29 protein-coding genes and 2 pseudogenes are annotated in these 25,266 nt (G+C 43.0%); 20 read left to right on the forward strand and 11 right to left on the reverse strand.

The window, feature by feature from the left end:
* Positions 1 to 7: 7 nt before the first annotated feature.
* The 3 genes from JNUCC1_RS09875 to JNUCC1_RS09885 all read right to left on the reverse strand — a co-directional run bounded on the left by JNUCC1_RS09875 (position 8) and on the right by JNUCC1_RS09885 (position 4,365).
* Positions 8 to 1,219 (reverse strand): DUF4129 domain-containing protein, encoded by a 1,212-nt coding sequence (locus tag JNUCC1_RS09875; RefSeq protein ID WP_197431692.1) that lies wholly within the window; start codon positions 1,217 to 1,219, stop codon positions 8 to 10.
* Positions 1,216 to 2,418, reverse strand: coding sequence for a DUF58 domain-containing protein (locus tag JNUCC1_RS09880; RefSeq protein ID WP_156645249.1), 1,203 nt, complete (start codon positions 2,416 to 2,418; stop codon positions 1,216 to 1,218). The genes JNUCC1_RS09875 and JNUCC1_RS09880 overlap by 4 nt, the downstream gene beginning before the upstream one ends.
* Before the next feature lie 598 nt (positions 2,419 to 3,016).
* Positions 3,017 to 4,365 (reverse strand): IS3 family transposase gene (locus tag JNUCC1_RS09885; protein WP_442915443.1). Its coding sequence is split into 2 segments (ribosomal slippage): positions 3,017 to 3,903 and positions 3,903 to 4,365, totalling 1,350 coding nucleotides; the frame shifts between segments, so codons are not numbered across the junction.
* Positions 4,366 to 4,796: 431 nt separating this feature from the next.
* Here JNUCC1_RS09885 and JNUCC1_RS09890 point away from each other — a divergent pair.
* From JNUCC1_RS09890 to JNUCC1_RS09925, 8 genes are all read left to right on the forward strand, one after another.
* A complete protein-coding gene (locus JNUCC1_RS09890; RefSeq protein WP_156645250.1) occupies positions 4,797 to 5,027 on the forward strand; it encodes a helix-turn-helix transcriptional regulator in 231 nt (76 codons plus the stop codon).
* A complete protein-coding gene (locus JNUCC1_RS09895; protein ID WP_156645251.1) occupies positions 5,024 to 5,332 on the forward strand; it encodes a hypothetical protein in 309 nt (102 codons plus the stop codon). Before JNUCC1_RS09890 ends, JNUCC1_RS09895 begins: the two co-directional genes overlap by 4 nt.
* Before the next feature lie 31 nt (positions 5,333 to 5,363).
* The gene (locus tag JNUCC1_RS09900) at positions 5,364 to 6,263 is read left to right on the forward strand and encodes a M23 family metallopeptidase (RefSeq protein ID WP_156645252.1); all 900 of its coding nucleotides are present in this window, start codon (positions 5,364 to 5,366) and stop codon (positions 6,261 to 6,263) included.
* Between the two features lie 85 nt (positions 6,264 to 6,348).
* The gene (locus JNUCC1_RS09905; RefSeq protein WP_231784112.1) at positions 6,349 to 6,999 is read left to right on the forward strand and encodes a hypothetical protein; all 651 of its coding nucleotides are present in this window, start codon (positions 6,349 to 6,351) and stop codon (positions 6,997 to 6,999) included.
* 120 nt (positions 7,000 to 7,119) lie between these two features.
* Positions 7,120 to 7,506, forward strand: coding sequence for a GntR family transcriptional regulator (locus JNUCC1_RS09910; RefSeq protein ID WP_156645253.1), 387 nt, complete (start codon positions 7,120 to 7,122; stop codon positions 7,504 to 7,506).
* Positions 7,507 to 8,400, forward strand: coding sequence for an ATP-binding cassette domain-containing protein (locus JNUCC1_RS09915; protein ID WP_156645254.1), 894 nt, complete (start codon positions 7,507 to 7,509; stop codon positions 8,398 to 8,400).
* A complete protein-coding gene (locus tag JNUCC1_RS09920; protein WP_156645255.1) occupies positions 8,384 to 9,139 on the forward strand; it encodes a hypothetical protein in 756 nt (251 codons plus the stop codon). Before JNUCC1_RS09915 ends, JNUCC1_RS09920 begins: the two co-directional genes overlap by 17 nt.
* Positions 9,139 to 9,948, forward strand: a complete 810-nt coding sequence (locus JNUCC1_RS09925; protein WP_156645256.1) for a hypothetical protein — start codon at positions 9,139 to 9,141, stop codon at positions 9,946 to 9,948. The genes JNUCC1_RS09920 and JNUCC1_RS09925 overlap by 1 nt, the downstream gene beginning before the upstream one ends.
* A gap of 253 nt (positions 9,949 to 10,201) precedes the next feature.
* Here the strand turns inward: JNUCC1_RS09925 and JNUCC1_RS09930 are convergent, their stop codons facing one another.
* Complete coding sequence (locus JNUCC1_RS09930; protein ID WP_156645257.1) at positions 10,202 to 10,798, reverse strand: DNA-3-methyladenine glycosylase; 597 nt, start codon at positions 10,796 to 10,798, stop codon at positions 10,202 to 10,204.
* Between the two features lie 39 nt (positions 10,799 to 10,837).
* Complete coding sequence (locus JNUCC1_RS09935; protein ID WP_331713698.1) at positions 10,838 to 11,296, reverse strand: YaiI/YqxD family protein; 459 nt, start codon at positions 11,294 to 11,296, stop codon at positions 10,838 to 10,840.
* Between the two features lie 130 nt (positions 11,297 to 11,426).
* Here JNUCC1_RS09935 and JNUCC1_RS09940 point away from each other — a divergent pair, with 130 nt between their 5' ends.
* Entirely contained in the window at positions 11,427 to 11,873 is a 447-nt protein-coding gene (locus tag JNUCC1_RS09940) for a DUF2512 family protein (RefSeq protein WP_156645259.1), read from the forward strand.
* Between the two features lie 159 nt (positions 11,874 to 12,032).
* Here JNUCC1_RS09940 and JNUCC1_RS09945 read toward each other — a convergent pair whose 3' ends face one another.
* The 4 genes from JNUCC1_RS09945 to JNUCC1_RS09960 form a co-directional block, all read right to left on the reverse strand.
* The gene (locus JNUCC1_RS09945; RefSeq protein ID WP_331713739.1) at positions 12,033 to 13,100 is read right to left on the reverse strand and encodes an RNA-guided endonuclease InsQ/TnpB family protein; all 1,068 of its coding nucleotides are present in this window, start codon (positions 13,098 to 13,100) and stop codon (positions 12,033 to 12,035) included.
* Between the two features lie 209 nt (positions 13,101 to 13,309).
* Complete coding sequence (locus tag JNUCC1_RS09950) at positions 13,310 to 14,209, reverse strand: DMT family transporter (RefSeq protein WP_156645261.1); 900 nt, start codon at positions 14,207 to 14,209, stop codon at positions 13,310 to 13,312.
* A gap of 33 nt (positions 14,210 to 14,242) precedes the next feature.
* A complete protein-coding gene (locus JNUCC1_RS09955) occupies positions 14,243 to 14,518 on the reverse strand; it encodes a hypothetical protein (RefSeq protein WP_156645262.1) in 276 nt (91 codons plus the stop codon).
* 21 nt (positions 14,519 to 14,539) lie between these two features.
* On the reverse strand, positions 14,540 to 15,709 hold the full coding sequence (locus JNUCC1_RS09960) for an AI-2E family transporter (RefSeq protein WP_156645263.1): 1,170 nt from the start codon (positions 15,707 to 15,709) through the stop codon (positions 14,540 to 14,542).
* Between the two features lie 338 nt (positions 15,710 to 16,047).
* Here JNUCC1_RS09960 and JNUCC1_RS09965 point away from each other — a divergent pair, with 338 nt between their 5' ends.
* Together JNUCC1_RS09965 and JNUCC1_RS09970 are read left to right on the forward strand one after the other, a co-directional pair.
* Positions 16,048 to 16,701 carry a hypothetical protein gene (locus tag JNUCC1_RS09965; protein ID WP_197431693.1) on the forward strand — a complete coding sequence of 218 codons (654 nt, stop codon included), beginning with the start codon at positions 16,048 to 16,050 and terminating at the stop codon, positions 16,699 to 16,701.
* Positions 16,677 to 17,459, forward strand: coding sequence for a GGDEF domain-containing protein (locus tag JNUCC1_RS09970; protein WP_156645265.1), 783 nt, complete (start codon positions 16,677 to 16,679; stop codon positions 17,457 to 17,459). Before JNUCC1_RS09965 ends, JNUCC1_RS09970 begins: the two co-directional genes overlap by 25 nt.
* Positions 17,460 to 18,166: 707 nt before the next feature.
* Here JNUCC1_RS09970 and JNUCC1_RS09975 read toward each other — a convergent pair.
* Positions 18,167 to 19,328: pseudogene (locus tag JNUCC1_RS09975) on the reverse strand (MFS transporter).
* Between the two features lie 285 nt (positions 19,329 to 19,613).
* On the opposite strand from JNUCC1_RS09975, the gene csaA reads away from it, so the two are divergent.
* From csaA to JNUCC1_RS09990, 3 genes are all read left to right on the forward strand, one after another.
* On the forward strand, positions 19,614 to 19,946 hold the full coding sequence (gene csaA / locus JNUCC1_RS09980; RefSeq protein ID WP_156645266.1) for a chaperone CsaA: 333 nt from the start codon (positions 19,614 to 19,616) through the stop codon (positions 19,944 to 19,946).
* Positions 19,947 to 20,007: 61 nt separating this feature from the next.
* On the forward strand, positions 20,008 to 20,841 hold the full coding sequence (locus tag JNUCC1_RS09985) for a squalene/phytoene synthase family protein (protein ID WP_197431694.1): 834 nt from the start codon (positions 20,008 to 20,010) through the stop codon (positions 20,839 to 20,841).
* A 105-nt stretch (positions 20,842 to 20,946) separates the two neighbouring features.
* Positions 20,947 to 21,147, forward strand: coding sequence for a hypothetical protein (locus JNUCC1_RS09990; RefSeq protein WP_231784113.1), 201 nt, complete (start codon positions 20,947 to 20,949; stop codon positions 21,145 to 21,147).
* A 63-nt stretch (positions 21,148 to 21,210) separates the two neighbouring features.
* Here the strand turns inward: JNUCC1_RS09990 and JNUCC1_RS09995 are convergent.
* Positions 21,211 to 21,704, reverse strand: a pseudogene (locus tag JNUCC1_RS09995) (hypothetical protein).
* A gap of 264 nt (positions 21,705 to 21,968) precedes the next feature.
* Here JNUCC1_RS09995 and JNUCC1_RS10000 point away from each other — a divergent pair.
* From JNUCC1_RS10000 to JNUCC1_RS10025, 6 genes are all read left to right on the forward strand, one after another.
* On the forward strand, positions 21,969 to 22,394 hold the full coding sequence (locus JNUCC1_RS10000) for a DUF4064 domain-containing protein (protein ID WP_156645267.1): 426 nt from the start codon (positions 21,969 to 21,971) through the stop codon (positions 22,392 to 22,394).
* 128 nt (positions 22,395 to 22,522) lie between these two features.
* Positions 22,523 to 22,807, forward strand: coding sequence for a YhdT family protein (locus JNUCC1_RS10005; protein WP_156645268.1), 285 nt, complete (start codon positions 22,523 to 22,525; stop codon positions 22,805 to 22,807).
* A complete protein-coding gene (panF, locus tag JNUCC1_RS10010) occupies positions 22,804 to 24,246 on the forward strand; it encodes a sodium/pantothenate symporter (protein ID WP_156645269.1) in 1,443 nt (480 codons plus the stop codon). Before JNUCC1_RS10005 ends, panF begins: the two co-directional genes overlap by 4 nt.
* An 86-nt stretch (positions 24,247 to 24,332) precedes the next feature.
* Entirely contained in the window at positions 24,333 to 24,518 is a 186-nt protein-coding gene (locus JNUCC1_RS10015) for a hypothetical protein (RefSeq protein ID WP_156645270.1), read from the forward strand.
* Positions 24,519 to 24,609: 91 nt separating this feature from the next.
* Positions 24,610 to 24,765 (forward strand): hypothetical protein, encoded by a 156-nt coding sequence (locus JNUCC1_RS10020; protein WP_156645271.1) that lies wholly within the window; start codon positions 24,610 to 24,612, stop codon positions 24,763 to 24,765.
* An 86-nt stretch (positions 24,766 to 24,851) separates the two neighbouring features.
* Positions 24,852 to 25,241, forward strand: coding sequence for a thiol-disulfide oxidoreductase DCC family protein (locus JNUCC1_RS10025; RefSeq protein WP_156645272.1), 390 nt, complete (start codon positions 24,852 to 24,854; stop codon positions 25,239 to 25,241).
* Positions 25,242 to 25,266 lie beyond the last annotated feature (25 nt).

Raw genomic sequence — 25,266 nt, forward strand, 5'->3', positions numbered from 1 at the left:
ACCCCCATTAAAATTCCCACGCGTTCAGCGCTTCTCTTAACTGCTTGATTTCTGTTTCTGAAACATCAACTTCTCCATAACGCACTTTCTCGTATGCAGAAACATCCACATCCAAGCTGACACGTTTAAACCATTCTTGTAGTGTTTCTGAAGGCTCGCGTCCGTTTCCAGTTTTCTCTGCTTTTCGTTCAAACTGAAAAATCATTTTACGAACAGGGTGACTCGGCTGTCGGTTAAAGAAACGGTTCAACTTGGTAAATACGTTCTGTTTGTCCTTTCCAGCGTTTTCTGCTGTGTATGTAACTAACGCTGATGATTGTGTATCACTTTCATCAGTCATGAACCTTCGCCTGATTGTTCGATAAACGTAAATTAACAATATCGCGAGGAGGATCGCTCCAAGCAGAATATAAACAAAACTGATAAAAGCGTCAGTTGAAGAGTTGTCATCTATGGTGTGCCTTAAAGTATCGGCATTCGATCCGGTATTCATTTCTTGCTCATCCTCAGAATCCTGAATCTCCGATGGCTCGATATTCAACAACTCGAATAAATAAATCGGCAGACTCGCGACAAAAGCGATAACTGTAACAACAAGGTCCCATATTGGCACAATGACACTGCTCCAGAACAAAAGAAAAACATTCACTCCATACACCTTAAGCAGTACTAAGGCCGTGCTGCCCACAAGAATCATACCGCTGAGTATCAAACCTAACTTTTTAATCAACGCACTGCGTTTATCTCTGCTAACAATTGCGGCGTTGCTGGCCATATGACCAAATATAATGATGAACAATTGCAGGAGAAGAAAACCAACGACTTCCCAATTGTTATAAGAAAAAGTCAGGACAGCGACGAGAACAGCAGTCCACTGAAAGTATTTGATGCTGATTTCCAAATAAACGTCGTCTCGGAGCTTGCTATAACGCCATGTCAGCACAACGGCAAAAGCAGCACTTGGTACCATTGGAAGTCCGGCCAATATGTATAAAACACATAAAAAAGGGGCCGCAACGATATACCAAAAAAATTGCTTGGTAAAACGGGAAAGAACCATAAAGAAAAATGCAATGAATAATAACACGAATAGATAGGACCAATAAGGTATCCAGTCGTAATAATAATAAAATACAGGGCTGAACAACAGAAATACAAGAATCCCTTCAGACAGGAACTGGGCTGTTAATGTTATAAGAACAGAGTTGTTTTTGATCAAGAGGCACTGCCCCTTCCTATAGGACGAAGGAATGCTTGATCGGCCGCTTCTGAGAGATGAATGACACGATGAAATGTGCTCCATTCATTCAATATTCGCTTTGTTCTATCCGAGATCGGACCGATTATGATCATGGTTTTAGGTCTGCTGAATGCCTGGCCAATTCGATACATCATCTGCTCTGCTGGGAATGTGATTGGGTATTCATTGACACGCGCAAGCAATTCCAGACTGCGCATATAATGAGACATTCCAGCGCCTTCAGGCAAGTGTACATATGGCGTTGATCCGGATTTTCTTATGTTCAGGTACAACTCAAAAGGATACTTCCGCTCTGTTGCAAACTGACTCAAATAGGCGGCATAAGAAAGATTCTTCTCGGTCTGACTGCTTGATGCCATTGTATTCCAGCTTTCTTGCGGTTCCAGATTAATGATAAATACGAGCGAGGCATCAATGACCTTTTCATATGTATGTGTTTGCAGTTGCTGTGCTTTAACAGATGCTTTCCAATTGATACGGTGAAATGGATCGCCATATTGATAGTCACGTGTACCAATCCGGTTTTCAATATCTTCAAAAGGGGACATTGAAAAACGCTGTTCACCTGGGGCTGTGTGAAAATAATCATCTAGGCCAGGAATGACTAACGGCCTTGGATAAACAATGATTTCTTTTTGAAAGTATGGCAGATAAGAGAGTTGAATGAGATGAAATTTAAACAGGTGAGGGAAACGGTAATCAATATTGACTATTTTTACGGATCCTCTCTTTTTAGCAGATATAGGAACTTCAAGTACTGTATTACCTTTGCTGATCATGGTTAATGGAAGTATATGCTGATGTTCTTTCTGGCCGGGTTGGTTTGCATCCGTATCTATAGAAATGGCATTCCCCGTATCAAAACGTAATTTTCCATTTAAATATGGATATCTGGATTTATTTTCGAACGTAAAAGAAAGAATGCTTTGATCTCCAGGGAAGAGTCTGATGACTTCTTGTTCATTCTTGAGCAGAAGTTTGTCGCTGATGTTTTTATCATATATGTAGTTTAAAAGATAATATAAAATAAAGACCCCGCTGATCATGAAAAGCAGCGGTTTACCTGTGAGTCCACCGATAAAAATGAGAATACCAGAAGCAAACAACATCAAATCATTTTTATGGTCTGACTCAAGACTGGATGTTTTTTCCCACATTCATATCACACATCCTAAAATTTATTGTAAGACTTCATTTCTGAAAAATGCCAGATTCATAGTTAAACACCTAATGAACAGTCGACACAAACTGCGAACTAATGAAAACTTGAATGACTGCTTCTGGCAACTAACCACCACAATGAGAGTATCGTGATTTGCGCTGCGGGAAGTCGCTTTCCGCGGGCACGGCCTTAGCCTCCTCGAGGAAAACCACCTCTGCGGGGTCTTCGGACTCGTGCTGTTCCCGCAGGAGTCGACTTCCCTCCGCTCCAATCACTTTATGTTCTTTCAGTGACTTGGACGGTTCTACTTAAGAAATCAGGTATGAACGTGAACACTTCTTGGGCCGCCCACTGACAGGTGAGGTTCCTTATTAGTGATAATCTTGGCTTACTATGAGATTTATTTCCGTTAATGTTTTTCAATCCCTATATGCTGATTCACACTTTCAACCGTTCTACCCACGAAAGCGAGAAGGAAGGTCGACACTTCTCACTCAGCTCGGGGAAAACACGGAGACTCCCGTGGGAGCAAAAGCCTAGATGAGACCCCACAGCGCGCAGTGCACTGGACCCATAAAATTGGACACTCGGTTTTATGCATTTAACTCAAAGAGCTTACGATAAGCTACTGGGGTTTTTCGATTTAATCTTGATTTGATTCTTAAATGATTGTAGTAATAAATATAGTCTTCCAGTTCTTTTTTAAAGTGCTCAATGCTGTCAAATTCCTCTAAATACAGGAATTCATATTTTAGTATCCCAAAAAAGTTTTCTATGACGGCATTATCATAACAGTTCCCCTTGCGGGACATGCTTTGTGTAATGTTATGTTGCTCGAGCTTTTTCCGATATCGGGGGATTCGATAATGCCAGCCCTGATCAGAATGAATTAACAGTTCGTCGCTGTCCTTTTTGTGTTCCAAGGCTTGATCTAACATCTTTTCCACCAGATCGAACGTAGGCCTGTTTTGAAGTGTGTACGTAATGATTTCCCCGTTGAACAGGTCCAATACAGGTGAAAGGTACAGTTTTTCGCCAAACAGCCTGAATTCCGTTACATCAGTAACCCATTTTAGATTCGGCTTTTCTGCTTTGAAGTTACGCTCAAGAACGTTTGGTGCTGCCTTGCCTGATGGGCCTTTATACGACTTGTATTTTTTCATTCGGACGACACAATGGATCCCGAGCTCTCTCATTAACCGAAGTACTTTTTTTTCATTTATTTCATGGCCTTTTTCTTTAAGGACATCTGTTATGCGACGGTAGCCAAGACGGCCTCTGTGTCGGTGATAAATAAAATTAATTCTTCTTTTCCACTTGCGATCAGGGTCCGGTTGTTTTAAAAGATTGACGTTGTAGTAATAAGTGTTTCTTTTAATACCTGCAACCTTTACAAGCTTACTCACCGGGAATTTATGCCTTAGTTCAAGTATTACTTTTGTTTTGGTTTTGTTGGTGATTGGTCTTCTTGAACCAAGGCTCTCAACTTTTTTAAATAAGCATTCTCCATACGAAGGTATTCGAGCTCTTTTTCCATAGCTTCTATTGATTGATTCTCAGGTTCCTGCTTGTTCTTTTGAGTGCGAGAATTCATAACAGAAGGCCCCTTTCTTGATTCAAGGGCATCTTCTCCACTTTTCTCCCACTTTTTCCTCCACCTTCGAACCATAGAAGGATCAGGTATATGGAAAATGGCAGATGCCTCTCGAATGGAATAATGCGTTTCATTAATGAATTCTATTACCTTTAGTTTAAAGGCTCTCGAATAGTTTGTATAGGGAAAATCAAATGCCTTATCACCATGGTGTTGAAATAACAACACCCAATACCTAATCACAGATTCATCAATGTTGAGTTTATTTGCCAGGTCTCGGTAACTGAACTTTCCGCCCACATAGTCTTTAGCTATTTGTAACTTAAAAACTTTGGTAAACTTGGACATTTTTATACCTCCTAATGTTGGATATGGTGTCCAACATTAGGGGTGCAGCTCAGCAGCGCGAGGAGGCTCATCAGCGCCCACTGGACGCGGAGTGTTTTCCCCGAGCGGTTGCCAGTGGCAGTCATAAAATCCCAAATTAAATCTAACTAGTTAGTTCGCAGTTTACTTATATTGTGCTTTAATAAATAACAACAATCTATACGAAAGCATCTTTAATCTAGAAAGTGATTTTGCTAAAAGACAGTATATTCCTATATTATGACATATCTTACAATGAAAAGAAAGCTGATGATAACGATCGTAGCACTTAAATGAAGGGCAGAATTTAAACTTAGTGAACGTATTTATTACATCACAAATACCTTTTATGTAAAAAATACTTTACTTAATGTAAAAAATATATTACCATAAGGTGGGAGGTGGCTTTAACCTTGAAAGAAACAGGAATATTATATAATCGTCTTGCCGTTCTGCGGGCAGAGCGGAAATGGTCACAAAAGGAAGTCGCAGAACGGGTAGGAGTAAGCCGGCAAACGATTATTTCTATTGAAAATAACCGATACAATCCATCTCTGAAACTCGCATTTGAATTGGCACATCTGTTTAACGTAGACATAAATGATGTTTTTCAGTATGAGAAAAAGGAAGGTGATCCGAATTGACCGTTGAATTATTTAAAGGGATTTCGTTTTTGGTACTCGTCCCTTTTTTCTTGGCCTCTTTGTATGTCATCTTTAAATTTCAATGGGGTTCAGAAGGGAAAGATGAACGGGGACAAATGATTACCAACAAATCATATATCGTAGCTTCTCCAATTTTACCGATTGGATGGCTCATCGAGACGGTATACAATGATTTTGCCGACAGTATGCCATACGAAGGTTACCGCACCTATATTTGGGTGTTAATCTTAATAACTTTCATTGTACACGGCGTGGCCATTCTGTATTACAAACGAAAATTATAAGGCATACGATGAATGAAAGGAGGAGAGTCAATTGACATTTGCAATTGTGCAGCTGCTATTTTTTCAAGTGATTCTGCCAGCTGTGTTGGTTGTGTCTCTTTTAATGGGCAAGTTTAAAGGAAAACTCGATTGGGTGCTGCAGGCTATAATGCTTATAGTTTATACGTCATGGGTGTTTTTCTCCGGACGGTGGGATTGGACCAGTTATTATCTCAGGTATCTCTGGCCCTTGATTCTGATTGTTGTGCTTTATGTGGGCTGGCGTCGGATCAGGACAATGCCCGCCGCGAAATATACGGGTAAAGATAAAGGGATGTTTGTTTTTTACATTGCGTTAGCACTTTTATTCGGTTCTTATCATATTGGGATTTTCTCGGGATATTCCCCTGATGAAGAAGCGGTTGAGCTCGAGTTCCCATTAAAAAATGGCACGTATTATGTTGGACATGGCGGTGCTTCGACGAGCATTAATTATCATAATGCTCATCCTGAACAACGCTATGCATTGGATGTTGTGCAGTTAAATAAACTCGGAATCCGCACGTCAGGTATGTATCCAGAAGAACTTGACAAATATGCCATTTACGGCGCTAAGTTGTCCAGCCCGTGCGCTGGAACAATTATAGAAGCGCGTAACGATATGCCGGACTTGACACCGCCTGAAGCCAATCCTGAGAAGCCAGAAGGAAATTTTGTGCAGATCCGTTGTGACAAAGAAGATGTCAATGTCCTTATAGCTCATATGCAGGAAGGGAGTGTGACTGTTCAAGAAAACGAAGGGGTTGAAACAGGTCAGTTGCTGGGTTATGTCGGGAATTCAGGCAATACTTCTGAGCCCCACTTGCACATTCACGCAGAACGAAATGGTGAAGGTGTTCCAATTCAATTTGATGGACGATTTCTGGTACGGAACAGTTTGGTCTGGCAGTGACTTGCTAAGCCGACAACAAGGTTGCTAAACTTAACCCCTTCCGTCATACTCAAATAAGGAAATATTAAATAAGCGGGGATACGTGATGACGAGTCGATTTGTAACTTATCAATGGGAAGTGTTTATCAGCCTTGAAGTGCTGTCATCTCTTTTTTTGATTGCTTTTTTGCTGCTGAGGTATGCATTTTCTAAAGTTAGACTGAGCAGATGGTTTCTGGGTCTATTCCTCTTGACCATGATTATAGAAGCCGCCCTAGCCTGGCTGGTTTACAACGAAACCGGTGAGATTTCCAATTTCCAGATCGTGGTGGGGATTTTCCTGATCTATGCGGTAACGTTTGGCATCAATGACTTCAAAAAACTCGATCGATATATCAAGGAAAAAGTCGGGAAATGGCGTGGAGTACAACTCCTGACTGAAAAAGATATTGAACAGATGGAGCGGGCTAAGGATCCTGCTGTCATTGCCCGAAAAAATCGGTTGTGGTGGTATATTCATGCCTCTATTTTTATCGTGGTACATTATATGTTTTGGCTGAATGTCGGGGACCAGAGTCATAGTTTCATTTATTACCTGACTGACTTCTCCTGGTTTGCCAATGAAGGTGCGGAAGGGTCGCCTTATACGCATGAAACGATTGCCCAGATCAGTAAGGTGTGGTCCGTTGTCTTTGCAATAGATACGATTGCATCCTGGTCCTACACTGTCTTTCCCGATCAAAAAAAATCCGTATAACAACTGCTTTACAATGCTTCTTCTAATTGAGGAAGCATTTTTTGTATTGACAATTTCGGAACGGCGTAATACACTACATTACACAACTAATGCACTGAATCACTTAAAGAAAGGGGGCGTATGCGCTTGCTTGATATGAATGGCACGAAACCCATTTACATACAAATTGCTGAGTGGATTGAAAATGAGATATTGAATGGGCAGTTTAAGCCGCATGATAAAGTCCACTCCCAATATACGCTCGCCGACATGTTTAACATCAACCCCGCCACTGCTGCCAAGGGGTTAAATATGTTATTTGAGGAAGACATTCTATACAACAAACGCGGTTTAGGAAAGTTCGTAACAGACCAGGCCCGAGACCGCGTTTTGGAGAAAAGAAAGAATGAAACATTAAAGCGGATGCTTCGCGAAGTTGTGTCTGAAGCTCAGCATCTGCAAATTGATCATAAAGAATTGATCGATATGCTTCAGGAAACAATTGATGATTTTAAGGGGGAGAAGTAAATGGAGGCGCCAATTATACAGACAAAGACACTGGGAAAAACGTTTCATAGCAATTATGCACTTTGGGATTTAACGATTGAAATCAAGCCAAATACCATTACGGGCCTCATTGGGCGCAATGGAGCGGGTAAAACAACCCTGTTGAAAATCCTCGCGGGCTTCTTAAAAGAAACATCAGGAGAGGCTATGGTGTTTGGGAAACGGCCATTTACTAGTCTGGACGTCTCTGCAAACAGCATCTTAGTAGATGATCACATGGTCTTTCCTGATGCATTGACATTAGGTGAATTACTAAAAGAAGGCGAACGGTTTTATCATAACTGGGATATGGAATTTGCCCAGAAGCTGATGACTTACTTTGCCCTGCCTGCCAAACAAAAGCACAAGCGGCTGTCAAAAGGTAAGAAAACAACGTTCAATATTATTTTTGGGCTGGCGTCCCGTTCGCCTTTGACCATATTGGATGAGCCAACGACAGGGATGGATGCTTCGGTAAGGAAAGACTTCTACAGGCTGCTCTTAAAGGATTATCTCGCGCATCCGCGGACCATTATTGTATCAAGCCATTACTTAAATGAGCTGGACCATATGCTTGAAGATGTCCTTTTGCTTGATGAGGGGAAAAAGGTTCTCCACCTGCCCATAGAGGAGCTGCAGGAATATGCAGTGCGCCTGACAGGGCCGTCTGCTGTGCTTGGACAATGGTTGTATGATAAGACGGTGCATGATAAAAAACAGATCGCAACAGAGACAATGCAAGCGGTTGTCAAGCGTGACTTTCCGATAGATCAGGCTGAAAAAATGGGCATCCAAGTAGCCCCGATAAGCCCGAGTGATGCGTGTATATACCTGACAGCCAAAGCGAAAGGGGGAATTGATGATGTCTTCAAATAAAGTGACGATGGGGCAAGTGGTTTGGAAACAGTATCGCTATAAACTGAAAGCATATCATCAGGTGTTTACCTCTCTCGTTGTGTTGCAGCTTATGGCATTGTTGTTTTCGAGCGGCCCTGTCAGTTCTAGTGGCGGCGGGGGATACGGCATGTATGTGTCCTTGAATTCATACACAGGTGATGTGATTTTAATTTTCACTTTTTTGTGGGTTACCATCAACGCCATAACTATGATGACACGAGCATATCGTGAAGATGATTTTCTCTTTGTCACTAACCACACATCTCAGCACATTGCTAATATATTGTTTTTGATAACTGCAAGTGTGATCGGGGCTGTTACTGCTACTTTGGTCAATTACTTATATAGGATTTTGACATTTTATCTTACAGAAAAAGACAATTTCATAGGGATGATTGATGACGTCTCACCTGTTTTAGATCCATTAATTGGTATTCTAGGCGCAACGTTTTATTTATTGATGTTTGGTGCGTTGGGGTATTTGATCGGGAGTATGGTTCAGCTGCATCGCGTATTTATCTTTTTACTTCCTGTACTGTTCGTTGGCGCTTTGTTTTTTGATGAATGGACTATAGATACCTCAGTCATAGGGGAAATCTTTATATTTTATGCTGGAGAAACAAATCTGCTGTTATTTATCTTGAAAACAGCGATTACGGCTGTCGTGTTGTTTACCGGGGCGTTCTTCTTGTTAGGGAAAAAGGAGGTTAGAGCCTGATGTTTGCTTTACAAAGTTTGATGCCAATTACCATTATGTTATTTGTAATTGCTATGGTTGTTGTGCTTGGCATTCGGATATCCAGACTTGGTAAAAGAAACGATGTGATTAGAAATTGGGTGCTCTCGTTGTATGCCATTGTTTTAGTAGCGGCGTTTGTCGTTTCATTTTTTCTCCCGCTTCAAGCTGAATCTGATGTCGTGTCGGAGCGGGTTTTTGAAAAAGAAAAGGTGCCGAGTTTATACATGACATCTGAGATGGATCATTTTAAGGATGAACTTCAGGATTACACGGTGGATGAATGGAAAATGGAAACAGATGCTCAAGAGTTGAATCTTATCGTTCATGGTGAAGAGCAGGATAACTTGAATGTGGTTGTTGAGACTAAAAAAGAAAATGACGGTATAATTGAAGCAACGTTGTATGTGACCCCTAATGTGATTGAGGGAATTGATATCACAACAGGGTTGATTCCAGAAACCTCGGTAAATCTGGAGAGTAACGGACTTATTGTGGAAACGCCAAGGCGAAAACAAGAAGAAATATCCATGATGAAGCAAGAGTTTACAATTAGGCAGTTTACTCAAGACGACTGGTTTGCCGAAATTAAAGAAGAGTTTTCAAATGACTCGCATTTTGATAGTGGGGATAGGATCGTGGCGAGTGAGGATGATCCTTGGATAGACGTGGAGGATGGACGAATGTTCAGTACTCAAATGCTTTACATCCGAATTCCTTCTGGCATGACTTTGGACCCTGTAGATCTTTACATTGACGAGTGGAGAAACGAGAGAGAGGAGCAGAATTAAAGCTTCACACACACACACACACACACACACACCTTAATGCTTCATTTATGAATTTAATTTCTTCGTTCGGGCTGATAATTTCTTTGTTCATTAGGATTATTTCTCCGCTCGGGCCGATAATTTCTTCGTTCATTAGGATTATTTCTTCGCTCGGGCTGAAAATTTCTTCGCTCAAGCCGTTCATTACGACGCTCAAAAGCTCATGCCAAGCACGAATCCCCTGGCATGAGCTTTTTCTATTTACTGGGAAATCCTACCTCGACCGGTAAGGGTTGTCCTTTATCCAAAATCTATACGGGTAATCCTTCGCGGGCCCGGAGTTGTCTATGCCAATGCGTGGGCCTGTTGCGATGTTTTCAACAGACGCCCCCTCCGCAATGATGAGTGGCGGCTGGAAAAATGTCCGGCCATAGTCACTCATCTCAATACCCATGGCTTTTGTGAGCTTGCCTGGCCCGTTGGTGAGATTTTTCATTTTATCAACAGGACGACGGGCCTGCATCAATTCGATGCCGTACACTGGCTCTACTGCCCGGATCAGGATGGCCTGGGGGTTGCCGGGTTCGGCGGCGACCACATTAATGAGGCAGTGGGTGTGCATGGTGTAGGTGTACACATGCCCGGGTTCGCTGAACATGATTTCTGTCCGCTTTGTCCGGCGTTTGCCGAAGCTATGTGCAGCCTGGTCATGCTCACCTAAGTATGCTTCTGTTTCCACGATAACACCAGCGGTTAGGCCTTCCTCGGTATCTTTCACAAGGATATGTCCGACCAGTGACCGAGCCAGTTCTAACGTCGGTTGTTGGTAAAATTCCGGCGGCAATGGTTGAAAAGGTGGCTGCAAATCCATACATCAAGCACTCCTATTCCATACAGTTCATTTTTATAGTCACTCTTCCCGTTGATCGGCGCGTTTAATCGTTTGGACCAACAGCCTTCGAAAAGTATTCTTGTCCTCATCAGTAAGCGCCTTAGGACCTTTCGTTTTATAACCAGCGCGGCGTGCTTTGGCACCAGCATGACGCATGGTCAGGAGGCGGTCAATATTATCAGCCGTATAAGCAAAACCCTTATGATGCAGGACGTAGCAGCCTTTTGCCAAACATAGACTGGCGAGTCCGTAATCTTGTGTTATGACAATATCCCCCCGCGCAACGAGCCCCGTAATTCGGTAATCTGCGGCATCTGCTCCAGCATCGACATAGATTGTTTCAACACCAGGCTGTTTCTCATCATGTGAAAAATGGTTAATACTTTTCACGAGCTTTACAGGTAAACCTTCCTTTTGAGCTTCTTCTATTACTATATTATTAACTGGACTTGCATCAGCATCCACAAAAATCATCACTGTTCCATCGCTCCCTAAGGTACATTCTTTCTCCATCTAAGCGAATCCCCGTTCATTTGTCAAACATCGTTATAATTCTCTTCAATTGGCAAATACTACTTATATATTCGTAAAAAGGACGGGATGCAAAATGAATCATTTAAAAATACTTGGAATTAAATTTATTGCAATTTCAGTATTGGTGCTTTCAATCTTTGGGATGACAAACGCGACGACGATTCCTAATTTGCTGCTGATCAGTCTTATTATGACTGTAACGACATATGTCATTGGAGACGTGCTCATTTTGAGAACAGCGGGCAATCTTACAGCAACCCTGAGCGATTTCGCCTTACTGTTTGTCGGGTTGTGGCTGCTTGGGAATTATTCGATTGGGACAGACCAGCCAATTATGGCACTTTCACTAACGGCAGCATTTTTCATATCGTTCGTGGAACCTTTTATTCATCGGATGATTTTAGAACAAACAGAGGAGAAGACTACCGCGACCACACCAGCATGGACTGGTCAACTTCAAACGGAATTTTCGGAAGAACTGGACCCAGGCGAACAAGAACCATCAGATGATAACAATTGACACTCCCACAGCTAAAGCAGTGGGATTCTCGAGTGCTAAGACGTTCGCGGTCCCTTTCGGTTTTGAACTAGCCTCAAGTTAAGGGGGCTGCCATGGCCCCGTCCAACTGCGTTATGAATTGTACCGCAATTGGCGGTATACCTGTTACCGGTACACGAGTTATATAACTTGTTTATGTTTGGAGATGCCTGACAGGGCTTTTGCGATATTGATGCTTGCATTTAAATCCGCGTGGTTTTTATAGCTGCACTTTTTACATTTGAACCTCAAACCATTGCGGTTTTGCTTGTCACAATTTCCGCATTTACATGTTTGCGATGTATAATTTGGCACGACATATTCAACCGTGATGCCTGCCATTTCTGCTTTATACTGAATGAATGTCTGAAGCTGATGGAAACTCCAATTGTTTAGGTTTCTGCCTGCTTCTTTTTTTGATTTAGCCATGCGAATACCTGTCAAATCTTCCATTCTGATCAGTCCAACACCGTTGGACCTGGCAAACCGTATGATTCGACGGGATATGGTATGATTCATTTCTCTCATCCAAAGGGACTCTTTATCTTTTGATTTTTTGATAGCTTGAAGTTTTTTCAGCTTGCCCAGCTGGCGTCTTCTTGAAGAAAATCTTCTTCTTTTGAAGGCTATTTGATTGCCTTTAAAAAATAAACTTTTCGTGCCGACACTGCATGTGGCGATGTTTTTCAACCCAAGGTCAATACCCAATACCTTCTCATTGGTCGTTTTTTCTACGTCATAGGAAATGGCAATTGTCACAAACCAGCGGCCTCTCTTTTTAAAAAGGTCAACCGTACCTTGTTTGGCTTCACCGTTTAAAATCTTATCGAGCCATTTTTGCTGAAACGGTCGGACGACCAAAGGCACGCCGATACGTTTTTCAAGTGTCGGGAAGCTGATTTTATAAAGCCTGTCATATTCTATTTTGGCGTTTTGGTTATTGAAAGCACACCAGAGCCGTTTATATTTTTTCGCTTTTTGGTGTCTCTTTTGACTTTTCACGTCCCGAATCGTTTGATTAACAACTGCTGAGGGCAGTTGTTTGTTGGATGAGAACAGCTTGAATACTTTGGATGTCGCTTTGTTCAGATCGTCATAAGTTAAAAGCCAATTAGCGAAATCCGTGTTTGTTTGTGTCATTGTTTGATACACATTTTGTTTTTCTATTGTCGGCTTTAGCAATTCTACTTTCAGAGAAATTGTTGGCACCATTTCACCTCCTCAACTGTATTATATCAAATCAAGAACATATGTTCCAGTTTTATTTTAATTGTTTTGAACCTTTTATTTTTAAGATCATGTCTTAATATATTCGCTCTCATCCCACACCTGAAGGAATGGGCTTTCCCGCTCATTAGTACGGTAATGGCTGTCTTGTGGTCCTAACAACGATATTCAGCTCGAAATTCCTGAGGGGCTCACTTGGCATTCCCTCTCTTTCCATACCGCTTTCTCCCGAAAAAGTTCACGATAAAGACGCTTGAAATTGCTATGGCGCCGCCAGTTAATGAAAGCACACTCGGCCATTCATCCAGCCATATCCAGGCAATTAGAATGGCAATGGCAGGTTCCAGATACATCATTGCAGTAACCGGGCCGGCATTGCCGTATGATAGGGCCGTGGCCCACATGGCGTATGCAATAGCGGCAGGGAATATCCCCACAAACAAGGCTGCTATGTGAGCACCAGTCGTCGCTTCCATGAGATTACCGCCGAGTCCGGGCATAAATACAAGCATTGGCAGGGTTCCGGCCCACGTGAAATAAGCCGTCAGTTCAATCGGTTTGTAACGTTTGAATAACGGTTTTTGGAACACAAAGAAAAAAGAGGTTGCGATCGTGCCTACAAGGACAATCAGCGTTCCTCCTGAAAGGGAGAACGCTGATTGTGATGATCCAAATGTAATAAGCAAAAGGCCAGAAAACCCGACACCTAACCCAATCCAGCTGAATAATTCCATCCGTTCTCTGAGAGCGATGGAGGCAATGATGGCAGTGAAGATGGGGGCAGAACCAACGATCAAACTGGCACTGCCTGCTGTGATGGTCTGGACACCAAACGTTAATGCAGAGTGATAAACCGTAATGCCCAAAAATCCAAGCACACCAATTCGAAGTAAATCTTTTTTTCGTGGAAGTTTTAAATGAACACCTGGCAGTAGGGCATACAGCATAAAAAGAGCTGATGCAACCAGAAAACGGACGAGCACCAAATGGGCCGGTGTGTATCCGCCAAGCAGGCTTGCTTTTACACCGGCAAAAGACGAAGCCCAGATCACGATCACAAGTCCTGCAAGAAGTGTTGCACGTTGGTTCATATGAAGCCTCCTTCCAGTTCTTTTACAAAAAGATTAACCTGTATTTTTCAATATCGTGTGTGTGATTTTCGTTTGTTGGCGATCATGATAGACAGCACGGTGCATTTTATCAGGATTCATGCGCCCGATCACTTTACGCACCTGCTTGTTTCTTGTGACAACACGCTGATTGGCAGAATCGTTAAGTAAATCTTGAAACCACTGTTCTTTTTTCAAATAAGCAATGTTTCGATTGATATCGTGTTCCTCAGGGTTTCGCATATCAATTGAAAAGAAAAGAACCTCAAGAACATCGAGCAAAATCCACATACCATCACCCCAGCAGGAAAATTAGGCGTTATGATCTCCCTTAATTTCATACTCTCCATACTCGTCACCGTAAAAGCGGTTGTACCGTCTCTTGAATTTCCCGTACAAATATTGCACGATCACTTTAACAATCGCATAGCCCGGGATCCCGAGAATCACCCCAACAAGTCCGAACAAATTCCCCGCAACCAGCAGTACGATAATGATCGTCAATGGGTGGATCTTCATTGTGCGGCCCATAATATTCGGCGAAATAAAATGACCCTCAAGAAATTGAACAGCTGCCCACACGATCGCAAGCTTTAAAAGCATAAATGGTGAGTCCACAATCGCAATAATCACAGCAGGCGAAATCGCAATCATAGGTCCTAGATATGGGACAACACTGGTAACAGCTGCAATTATGGCAAGCGTCAGAGCAAACTCAAGTCCGATAACCAAATACCCGATGAACAAAAGCACACCGATACAAGTCGCTACAATAATCTGGCCCTGAATATAAGATCCGACCTGCACGTCCATATTGTTCAAAATCTGATTCAAATCATTTCTGTATTTTGGCGGCAAAATATTAATGCAATATTGCTTGAATCGGTCCCCATCTTTCAGCAGGAAAAATAGAATAAATGGGAACGTCACTATCGCCACAACAATGTGGGTCAAGGTGCTGGCCACGTTGCGGATCCCTTCGACGGCGCCGCCCAAATAGGTCGTAATTTTAGAAGGAAGATCACTTAAATGACTGGTCACCCATTCATAGCCTTGATCATAATACGGACCAAGAAACGAATGGTTCACCCATTTTTGAAAATCATCGGCCATCTTTGTAATGTACTTAGGAAATTTCTGTGCCAGGTCTGTTACCTGCTCATCAATGGCAGGCGCCGAGAGTAAAATGACCCCTGTTAAAAGTCCGCTGATACCGAGAATAATGATAAGAATGCCCCATACGCGCTTAATATGCGCTTTTTCCAACAGATTAACAATAGGATTAATTAAGTAGTAAGCAATAAATGCCAGAATAACTGGCGGTACGATCGTCGAAAAGATAACAATTAATGGATGGAAGATAAACGATACTTTATTGTAAATATAGATTGTAATGCCAAGTAATATTAGTATGAGCAATCCATAAGCTAAATCACGGCCACCCATGAATTTCATAAAGCGACTGAATGTTTTTGTGTTCATTCGACTCACCTTTTGGTATTGGATTTTTTACTTCATTGCAAGTACAGGATCTCTCTCTTAAATAACATTATAAAAGTTTTGCAGAAGATACGCCATGTTCTGTGTGTACTTTGAAATTAAATATGGTATAAATTGGAAGGCAATAGCGATTATTATGTTACAATGATAACGATTTTATATTATTAAAACGGAAACCTTGCGAGCTATGTAGGTTTCGGATAGAATATATACGCCCGTGAATTAGGTCTAAAGACACGGGCACATGTAACTAACTTAAAAAATGGAAAGTAGGCGCCTAAGCAGTGATTCGCCATTTTGGACTGAAATTATTTATATTGATGATATCTTTTGCTTGTGTTGTAACAATAACAATCTTAACAGTAGATTATAACAGATTGAAGGAAACAACTGAACATAATAATCAGCTCCGGCTTGAGAAAATTGAAGATTCCGCTGAGGCATCTCTACATACAATCGAAAAAGCGTATTATTTCTTCGATCAAAACACGGCTGAGCAAATGAGAGAAACAACTGCTGAGCTTCTTAACCTGTATAAGACAGAACCTGATGTCAGATCATGGAATTATGCAGAACTTAAAGACCAGACGGGTATGGATATTTACATAATTGATAAACAGAACACCATTATTGCGAGCAGTTATGAACCAGATATAGGACTTAATTTTAATGCTTGTTGTTCCAAGCTCATTCCAATGCTGGAAGAAAGACGTCGTTTGAGAGAGTTCCACCATGACGGGATGGACATCGAACAGTCTAGCGGACGTGTTAAAAAGTACAGCTATGCGGGGACAGACGATGGGGAGTATTTAATACAACTGGGCAAATATCTGGATACTGATGATATTTTTCAGCAGTTTAACATCTTTGGTGAGATTAAAACATTGGTAGACAAATACGATCTCGTCGACGACATCCATGTGCTGAATCTGGGGGGCAGACATTTGGAATGCCAACTTCCGAGCAGCATCTGACCCCGGAGAGACGCAAAGCTTTTGAAGAAAGCCTTAATGTCAATCAAATTAGAGAGGTAAAAGGGAAAGACCTTACGACATTCAGATATGTCCCATATGCTTCAGAATTCGATAAAGGCACGACGCAACAAAAAGCGATTGAAATTATATACAACCATGATGAACTAAATCAAACGCTGCTTCACTTTAAACGGGTTTTCCTAATCCAATTGCTTAGTGTGGTGGTTGTAAGCATATTGTTGTCTTATTTAATTGTCAAATGGGTATCGACTCCCATGCATCTGGCGTTTCACGATGAATTGACAGGGCTCCGAAACCGGGCGGCATTTGCCGATTATAACCGGAAAGGCAATGTAAGCAAGAATGAGATGACAGCATTTATAATGATGGACCTAGATAACTTTAAACAAGTCAATGATTATTTGGGCCATGATGAAGGTGACCGAATGCTACGGGAGGTCGCCCGGATTATTAACGAGAATCTGACTGCAAAAGACCAGGCATTCCGGTTTGGAGGCGATGAATTTTTGATTGTGGTGATAGACACAAATCGCTCTGGCGCTCATGAAGTTGCCGATAAGATAGCTCATGACGTTCAGCGACTTATTGCCGAAAATCAAGCATGGGCGAACCTGCACATCTCTGCCAGCCTCGGCCTATCATTTGCTCCCGACGACGGCACAAACGTCGAACAGCTATGCAAAAAAGCCGACATCGCCATGTATCAATCCAAATACGCCACAAAGCACCAAGTTTAACAAACACCATCACTTAAAGAACAATCGACACAAAATGCGAACCAGTGAAAACTTGAAATGACTGCTTCTGGCAACTAACCACCACAATGAGAGAATCGTGATTTGCGCTGCGGGAAGTCGCTTTAACTTTATAACAGCTCAAGTGCGACATCTGTTCAAGAAAATCACTTTCACAGTGTCTTCTAGCCGCGGGCACGGCCTCAGCCTCCTTGCCCCGGCAAGGGGTATGTCGACGTTGCCCGCAAAGGGCGGTTTTAGCCGACCCTCCTTAATGTACTCGCTGTGGGGTCTTCGGACTCGTGCTGTTCCCGCAGGAGTCGACTTCCCTCCGCTCCAATCACTTTATGTTTGTCAATGGCTTGGACGATCCTTCTGCTTAAGAAGGCCAGCAGGAAGGTGAGCGCCACTCAACTAGCTCGGGGAAAACACGGAGACTCCCGTGGGAGCAAAAGCCTAAATGAGACCCCACAGCGACGAGCATAACCTCACCGAATACGCTACGAGTTGCGAGGAGTGCGACACCATTGAAGTAACTTGCAACACGACGAGCAGATCTTTCAGCGCGAGGAGGCTCATCAGTGCCCACTGGACGCGGAGTGTTTTCCCCGAGCGGCTGCATGAGGCAGTCATAAGTTAGTTCGCAGTTTACCGCAATTGTGATTAGTAATTATAACGATTCGTACAACGAAAAACACAGGGAATCATGGTTATGACCCCTGTGCTGTTTGTTTTGTAGAACCCGCGCGGATGGCAAGAAGCGCGGTTCCAAAGGACAATATTACGAGCAAACCGCCTAACGTCGCATTGTGAACGACTGCCATTCGTTCGATGGCGATACCGCCAATAAAAGACCCAAATGCGATCCCAAAATGAAGAGCGGAGTTATTCAGGCTTTGCTGTATATCAGATGTTTCAGGAGCGGTTTGAATCAGGAAACTCTGCATCGCCGGCGTGATTGCCCAGCTCAACGCCCCCATATCACTGTCACAAGCAAGAAGAGACTGACTGCAAATGTGCTATAAGGTATAGCGAAGATCGACAAAGCAAATAGTATAATACATCCAAGAATTGTTCGTCTGGTACCAAGTGTATCTGAAAGAGCGCCGCCGATTCCACCGCCACTGACCGCTGCAATTCCAAACACGAAATAAACGACACTGATCATCGTTCCCTCAAGCCCCATCGTTTCGGTCAAAAAGGGGCGTAAATAGGCGTAAAGAGTTGTATGTCCAGCCAGGAAGAGAAACGTCGTCAAATGTGAAAAAAGCACATTCCGATTTTTCAGTGTGGCAAGCTGTGTCCGGATTGGTACGGGAGGGCGCGCCGGAACACGCTCCATCAAGATCATAACCCAATCATCGCAAGTATTGTCAGGATGGTGATTAATACAAACGGCGCCCGCCATCCAAAAGCATTGCCAATGACAAGGCCAATCGGAACGCCAAGTACGAGGGAACCGCTCACACCCATTGACACCACGCCGATCGCCCGGCCGCGATATCTTGGTTCCACGACACTCGGTGCCATCACAAGACATAAAATAATGAGCAGTGCCCCGCTGATCGCTGAAATGATCCGTCCAAGGAAAACAATCGAATAGGTCGGACTGAACACGGTTACGATGTTTCCTGCCAGAAACACCACAAGCGACATCAGCGTGAGTTTTTTCCGTTCGATATTTGAAGTCATGTATAAAAGAATCGGTCCGGCAATCGCGAAGATAAGCGAGAATATCGTAATTAAAAATCCTGCTTGACCCAGACTGATCTGCAAATCATCTGCTATGAGATCGAGTATGCCGCCGATGATTAATTCCACCATACCGACAACAAACGATACAATCATAAAGAAGTAAACCTTTTTATCCATCTTATATAACGCCTTTCTTTGTGAAAATCCTCATGTTGCCTTTCTTATGATATACGTAAACAGAAAGAAATACAAGCTGCGGGCCAGCAGTGAATACTTGAATGTTAGCGCATTTGCGCCAGTTTTGGTATCCTTAAATGAGAGAAAGGGGTGCACGCTATGTTTGCTGCTTCAATTATTTTGGCCATAATAGCATTGGTCGGTGCCCTGCTTGCCTTTGTGATCACATTAAAGAATGCCAGAAGAAAGTAAATATATATGACAAAATACTTAGGAGGTATGTTTATGGCAACAATAGAAGATTTTATGGAGCTGGACATGCGAATCGGCACAGTGATCGAGGCTGAACCATTTCCTGAAGCGCGAAAACCTGCTATTAAATTAAAGGTGGATTTCGGTCCTGAACTGGGTATTAAGCAATCTTCTGCCCAGATTACGAAAAGGTACGAGCCCAAAGACCTCATTGGGCGGCAAGTGGCAGCGGTGGTAAACTTCCCACCTATGAGGATTGCTGGGTACAAATCCGAAGTACTGGTTGTTGGCGGCACCCCTGGAAAAGATGACGTGGTCTTGTTAAGGCCTGATGATCCAGTTGAAAATGGCACCAAAATTTCTTAATAGGGTTATGGAGCAATTTTTGGTATACTGAAAGAGACCAATAAGGTCAAGGAGGACAATGATGTTGAAGAAAGATAAAGAATTGCAAAAAGACGCTATGAATATGCTTAAATTGACCAGCAGGACATTTTACATACCAATTACATTGCTGAAACCTGTTTTGAAAAACACTGTCGGATCAGCTTACCTTTGCATGCGCGCAATCGATGAAATTGAAGACCATGAAGATCTTGATAATGACACAAAAGCACGTTTGCTGGATGAAACACAAGTCCTTCTCGATCAGCCGCAATTCGACGAAAAAGCATATCGTAACCTACTCAAACCATATGAACATATATTGCCCGAAGTATCTCTCAGACTTGCAGACTGGCTGACTGTATGTCCGCCGGAAATCGTGGGTAAGGTGAAATCTTCCACGAGTGAAATGGCGACGGGTATGGCCAAGTGGGCACGCCAGGACTGGGACATCAAGACAAGAGAAGACTTGGATGATTATACTTATTATGTGGCTGGACTTGTTGGTGTCATGCTATCGGACATCTGGGAATGGTATGATGACACGAAAACTGACCGTGACTTGGCCATTGGCTATGGTCGTGGGCTTCAAGCGGTGAACATTCTGAGAAACCAGGATGAGGATTATGCTGAACGAGGTGTCCGGTTTATCCCTGAAGGCTGGGGACGTGATGAGGTGTTCGCCTATGCTGAAAACAACCTTGCACTGGCTGATGAGTATATGAAAGCTATTAAGACACGCAACATTATGTTATTCTGTAAAATCCCTCTGGCACTGGCCAAAAAAACACTTGACGCTATGCGTAGCGGTCGAGAGAAAATGAGCCGTCAAGAAGTTGAATCTACCGTTGATCATATTATTGAAGAGAAAAATTAGTATGCTCTTGAAAACGCGTTTATGACATAAGCGCGTTTTTTCATTATGACAGAATGTGTTTAGTCACGAATCAACTCTTCTTCATACACTGAATGATGAGGAGGGATGATGATGTATCAGCTTGTGTTATTGTACCTGGCAGCGATGTTGGCAGGATTTGCGCTTGCAAATGTTCCAGCATCAGCAGCGATCACACAAGGCATTGCTGATTTTCTGGCAATCGTCGGCAGTCTGGCTGTCGTTGTATTCGCCGCTGTTTTGATTTACCTCGGGGTTAAGTCCCTAATCACTAGAATGAGTGGCTAGTCCGGCACTCAAGGTAAAAAAGGTGCCCTGATTTTATCAGGTGCACCTTTTTAAAATCTTTGTTTAATAGCACTGGAAAGATCTGATGCGATCGAGATCAATGCCATAATAAACCCAACGGTTTCCGTACCACCTGTATCCTGCGATTGATTCACGACCGATGTAGACCGGATAGAACCAGAACGAATGTCTTCTCAGCCAAATATACGTGTAGCGGTACATACATCCGCGGATAGATCCGGGGTCAACAGCTTTAAGCTGATATTGTGATTCTTGCGGTGTAAAGGAAGGGGGAGGACTGCTTGGTGGGCCACCAGTAGGGCCGCCTCCTGGCTGACCGGGAAACCCGCCCCCGGCTGTCCTGGGAATGGCTCACCAGGGAATTCCGGCATCGGACCGCCTGGATAACCACCTGGCCCCGGATAGCCGGGGTAGTTGGGGTAACCACCATACGGATTGCCAGGAAATAAGCCCTGAAAAAATCCGCCTAGAAATTGACCTGTATTGAATTGACGCTCATCATCATGCGGTGGAAAATTGTGCTCGAAATCATTCATAAATTTATCCTCCTTGAAGCTTTCTCCTTATAACATATGGTGCAATTGTCCAAAGTGGGATGACTTCCGGGAATAATGGGCTAAGTCCCAAAGAAAAAGAAATAACATGAAACTTCCCATTCATGTATATCGTATTAAAGAGCACACGGATTGATGGACACCTATAATTGAATATTGATCGATACTTTTATGTTCATATGGTATATTGTTCATAATGTGTTCATCACCGGAACATAGAATCATAGGGTATGGGAGGATTGAAAGATGAAGAGAACAGCGGAAGTCATTCTGAGTATTGTGGGGGCTGTTGTTTATGCTGGCCTTGCAATTGTAGGAATATTCATTCGCATGATCGGAAGTAATGAAGACATAAAAAATGACGTTACTTCTGAAATGATCAATGAAGATCCAACGATGTCTGCTCAAGAGGTTAATGACCTTCTGGACGTTGTAGGCGGCTTGGGCTGGTACGTCATTGTCGTATCGATTATCGCAATTATTTTAGGGATTGTGGCGATGTTTATGCTCAAGGGCAATAAGATGCCGAAAGCAGCCGGGATTATTCTCATTGTAACAGCCGTAATAAGTACAATCGCGACAGCATTCATGGGATTATTCTGTGCACTTTTCTATCTGATTGCCGGTATTATGGCACTGGTCAGAAAGCCGCCACGTACAGTGGAAATGTAACACCCAAAAGGCGTGATCCCCCTTTAAGGGATTACGCCTTTTTGGTGTATAAAAAACCGCTTTCAAAAAGATGTTTCGCTTTTTTAGTTTTTGCGTTATATTGTTAGGTAGTAGAGAGGAGAGGTCTTATGGAAAATCCAAAACAAACGATTGATCAACGCTTTGAAATCGCCAATAAAGAAGCGCTGATCGGCGTTGGACTTGTTTTATTCAATTTTATTTGGTGGTATGGTTTTGCATATGGCCTGGGAGATGCGTCACCTGAAGAGTATTCATACATATTGGGTCTTCCAGAGTGGTTCTTTTACAGCTGTGTGATCGGTTTTGTTGTTATGGTCTTGCTTGTGACCATTGTTGTAAAAGGGTTTTTCACCGATATGCCGCTTGAAGATGAGGAGGATCCGTCCGAATGAATGCACAGGCATTATTTCCATTGGTTTTATTGCTGTTAATCATTTTCGTTTCCGGTCTCTGGGTATCCAGACGTTTGCAAACATCAACATCATTTTTACATGACTATTTTCTCGGCGGCCGCAGCATGGGCGGGTTTATGCTCGCCATGACCATGACAGCTACATATGGCAGTGCCAGCAGCTTCATTGGCGGTCCTGGAACGGCTTATGTTCAAGGACTGGGCTGGGTGCTGCTCGCGATGACTCAGGTTGCCACAGGTTATTTCGTACTTATGGTTCTGGGCAAAAAATTCGCCATAGTGACGCGTCGTTTTGATTCAGTAACGATGGTTGACTTCTTGAAAGAACGCTACCAGTCAAAATGGGTAGTGCTTCTCTCAGCAATCAGCATTATTTTATTTTTGTTCTCGGTAATGGCTGCTCAATGGATCGGGGGCGCACGTCTCATTGAATCCTTGACAGGGCTGTCTTATCTCGGAGCCTTATTTATCTTTGCTGCATCGGTTCTGATCTATGTCACGATCGGAGGATTCCGTGCCGTTGCACTTACAGACGCCATACAGGGAACGATTATGTTTGTTGGGACGCTTATTTTACTCTTTGCGGTCATTATGGCAGGTGGGGGGATCCCCAACATCATGGCAGCCCTCCAGGCAGAGAACCCCAACCTGGTTACACCGTACGGGGCTGAGAAAACATTGACACCGGCCTATGTATCCTCTTTTTGGATTCTAGTCGGCGTCGGCGTTGTTGCCCTACCGCAAATCGCTGTCAGGGCGATGTCATATAAAAGCACCCGGGCCATGCACCGGGGGATTATCATTGGAACGGTTGTTGTTGGATTTATTATGCTGAATATGCATTTAATCGGTGTGTTTGCCCGTCCCATTCTACCAGGTATAGAAGTCGGAGATAAAGTCATGCCACTCATTGCGCTTGAAGTGATGCCGCCGTGGCTCGCGGGTGCGGTTCTGGCAGCTCCGATGGCGGCCATCATGTCTACAGTGGATTCACTGCTTCTTCTGGTCAGTTCATCCGTTGTCAAGGATGTCTATTTGAACTATATTGATCCAAAAGCGTCGGGTAAGCGCATTAAAGGAATGAGTATCGGGATTACCGCTCTACTCGGCGTCATCGTTTTTATTATGGCGATTGACCCACCGCAATTAATTATCTGGCTGAATCTATTTGGATTTGGCGGCCTGGAAGCTGTATTCCTCTGGCCCGTTATCATGGGATTGTATTGGAAAAAGGGTAACAAATATGGGGCATTAACATCCATGTTTGTCGGCCTCGGTCTATATATCGTGTCTTATTACTATTTCCCAAGCCCATTCGGCCTTCACACAGTTGTCATGCCGGTCGTTGCATCTTTCGTGGCCTACGTGCTGGTTAGTCTGGCGACAGTAAGGAAGACGGGGCTTGCTACGGGTATTTGATTATTGAATAACGATTTACATCTGGGTCAGTCTCGTTCTCTGAAAAGGATAAGACTGGCCCATCTAATATTGAGGGAGGTTTAAAAATGGCAGGATCTCTGATAGGTTCTATTATTCTCTGGATTATAGGCCTATTCATTTTGTATATCGTCATTTCTACTGCTGTAAAAGATGGCATTAACAAATCATTTGTTGGCCAATTTATAGAAGAGAAACATGAGATTAAAGAGACCAAGAAATCATTCCTCGATCATGATTTGGATAATGAATAATAAGATGAGTTGCTAAGGAAGTTTATGCCTATTTTTATCGAGATAATAGAGGTTGGCAGATGGTCACCTTAATAATAACTTGGAGGTTACTATGCTAAAAGAAGCAACATCACAAGAAGCGATTGAAGCTGAAAGTCTCGCGTTATTACTCTGGCAGGGACAGCCATTGAAATCGTTTGTTCAGGAAATGACTGACCTTATTGATAAGACTGTTAACGAACTCAGTTGTGAAAAAGTGGCATCGTAAAATAATTCTGTTGGTGAATTCTTAAATCATTCATATTTGTCTACATAGCCAGTTCATGTATAAAAGATTAAGAGGAGGTGGGGGCAATGAGCGGCATTGTATTGTTTGACGGGGTTTGTCATTTTTGTGATGCGAGTGTGCAGTTTATAATCAAGCGAGACCCTCACCGTCACTTTAAGTTTGCTTCGTTGCAAAGTGAAGTAGGGGAGCGTCTGCTTCTTGAGTATGGTGTGCCTCAGGATACCGATAGTTTTGTCCTTATCGATCAAGGGAGGGCCTTTATTCAATCAACAGCTGCTTTGAAAATGTGTCGCTATCTGCGTTTCCCTTGGAAGATCTTCTATGCATTTTTGCTCGTGCCCAGGCCGATTAGAGACTTTTTCTATAATGTGGTTGCGAAAAACAGGTATCGCTGGTTTGGCAAGAAAGAAGCGTGCACATTGCCAACTGTGGAAGATAAAGAACGTTTTTTATAAGTCTCTGGACTGAGACAAAATCATT

Origin of the sequence: Lentibacillus sp. JNUCC-1, from assembly GCF_009741735.1 — a bacterium.
GTDB lineage: Bacteria > Bacillota > Bacilli > Bacillales > Amphibacillaceae > Lentibacillus_B.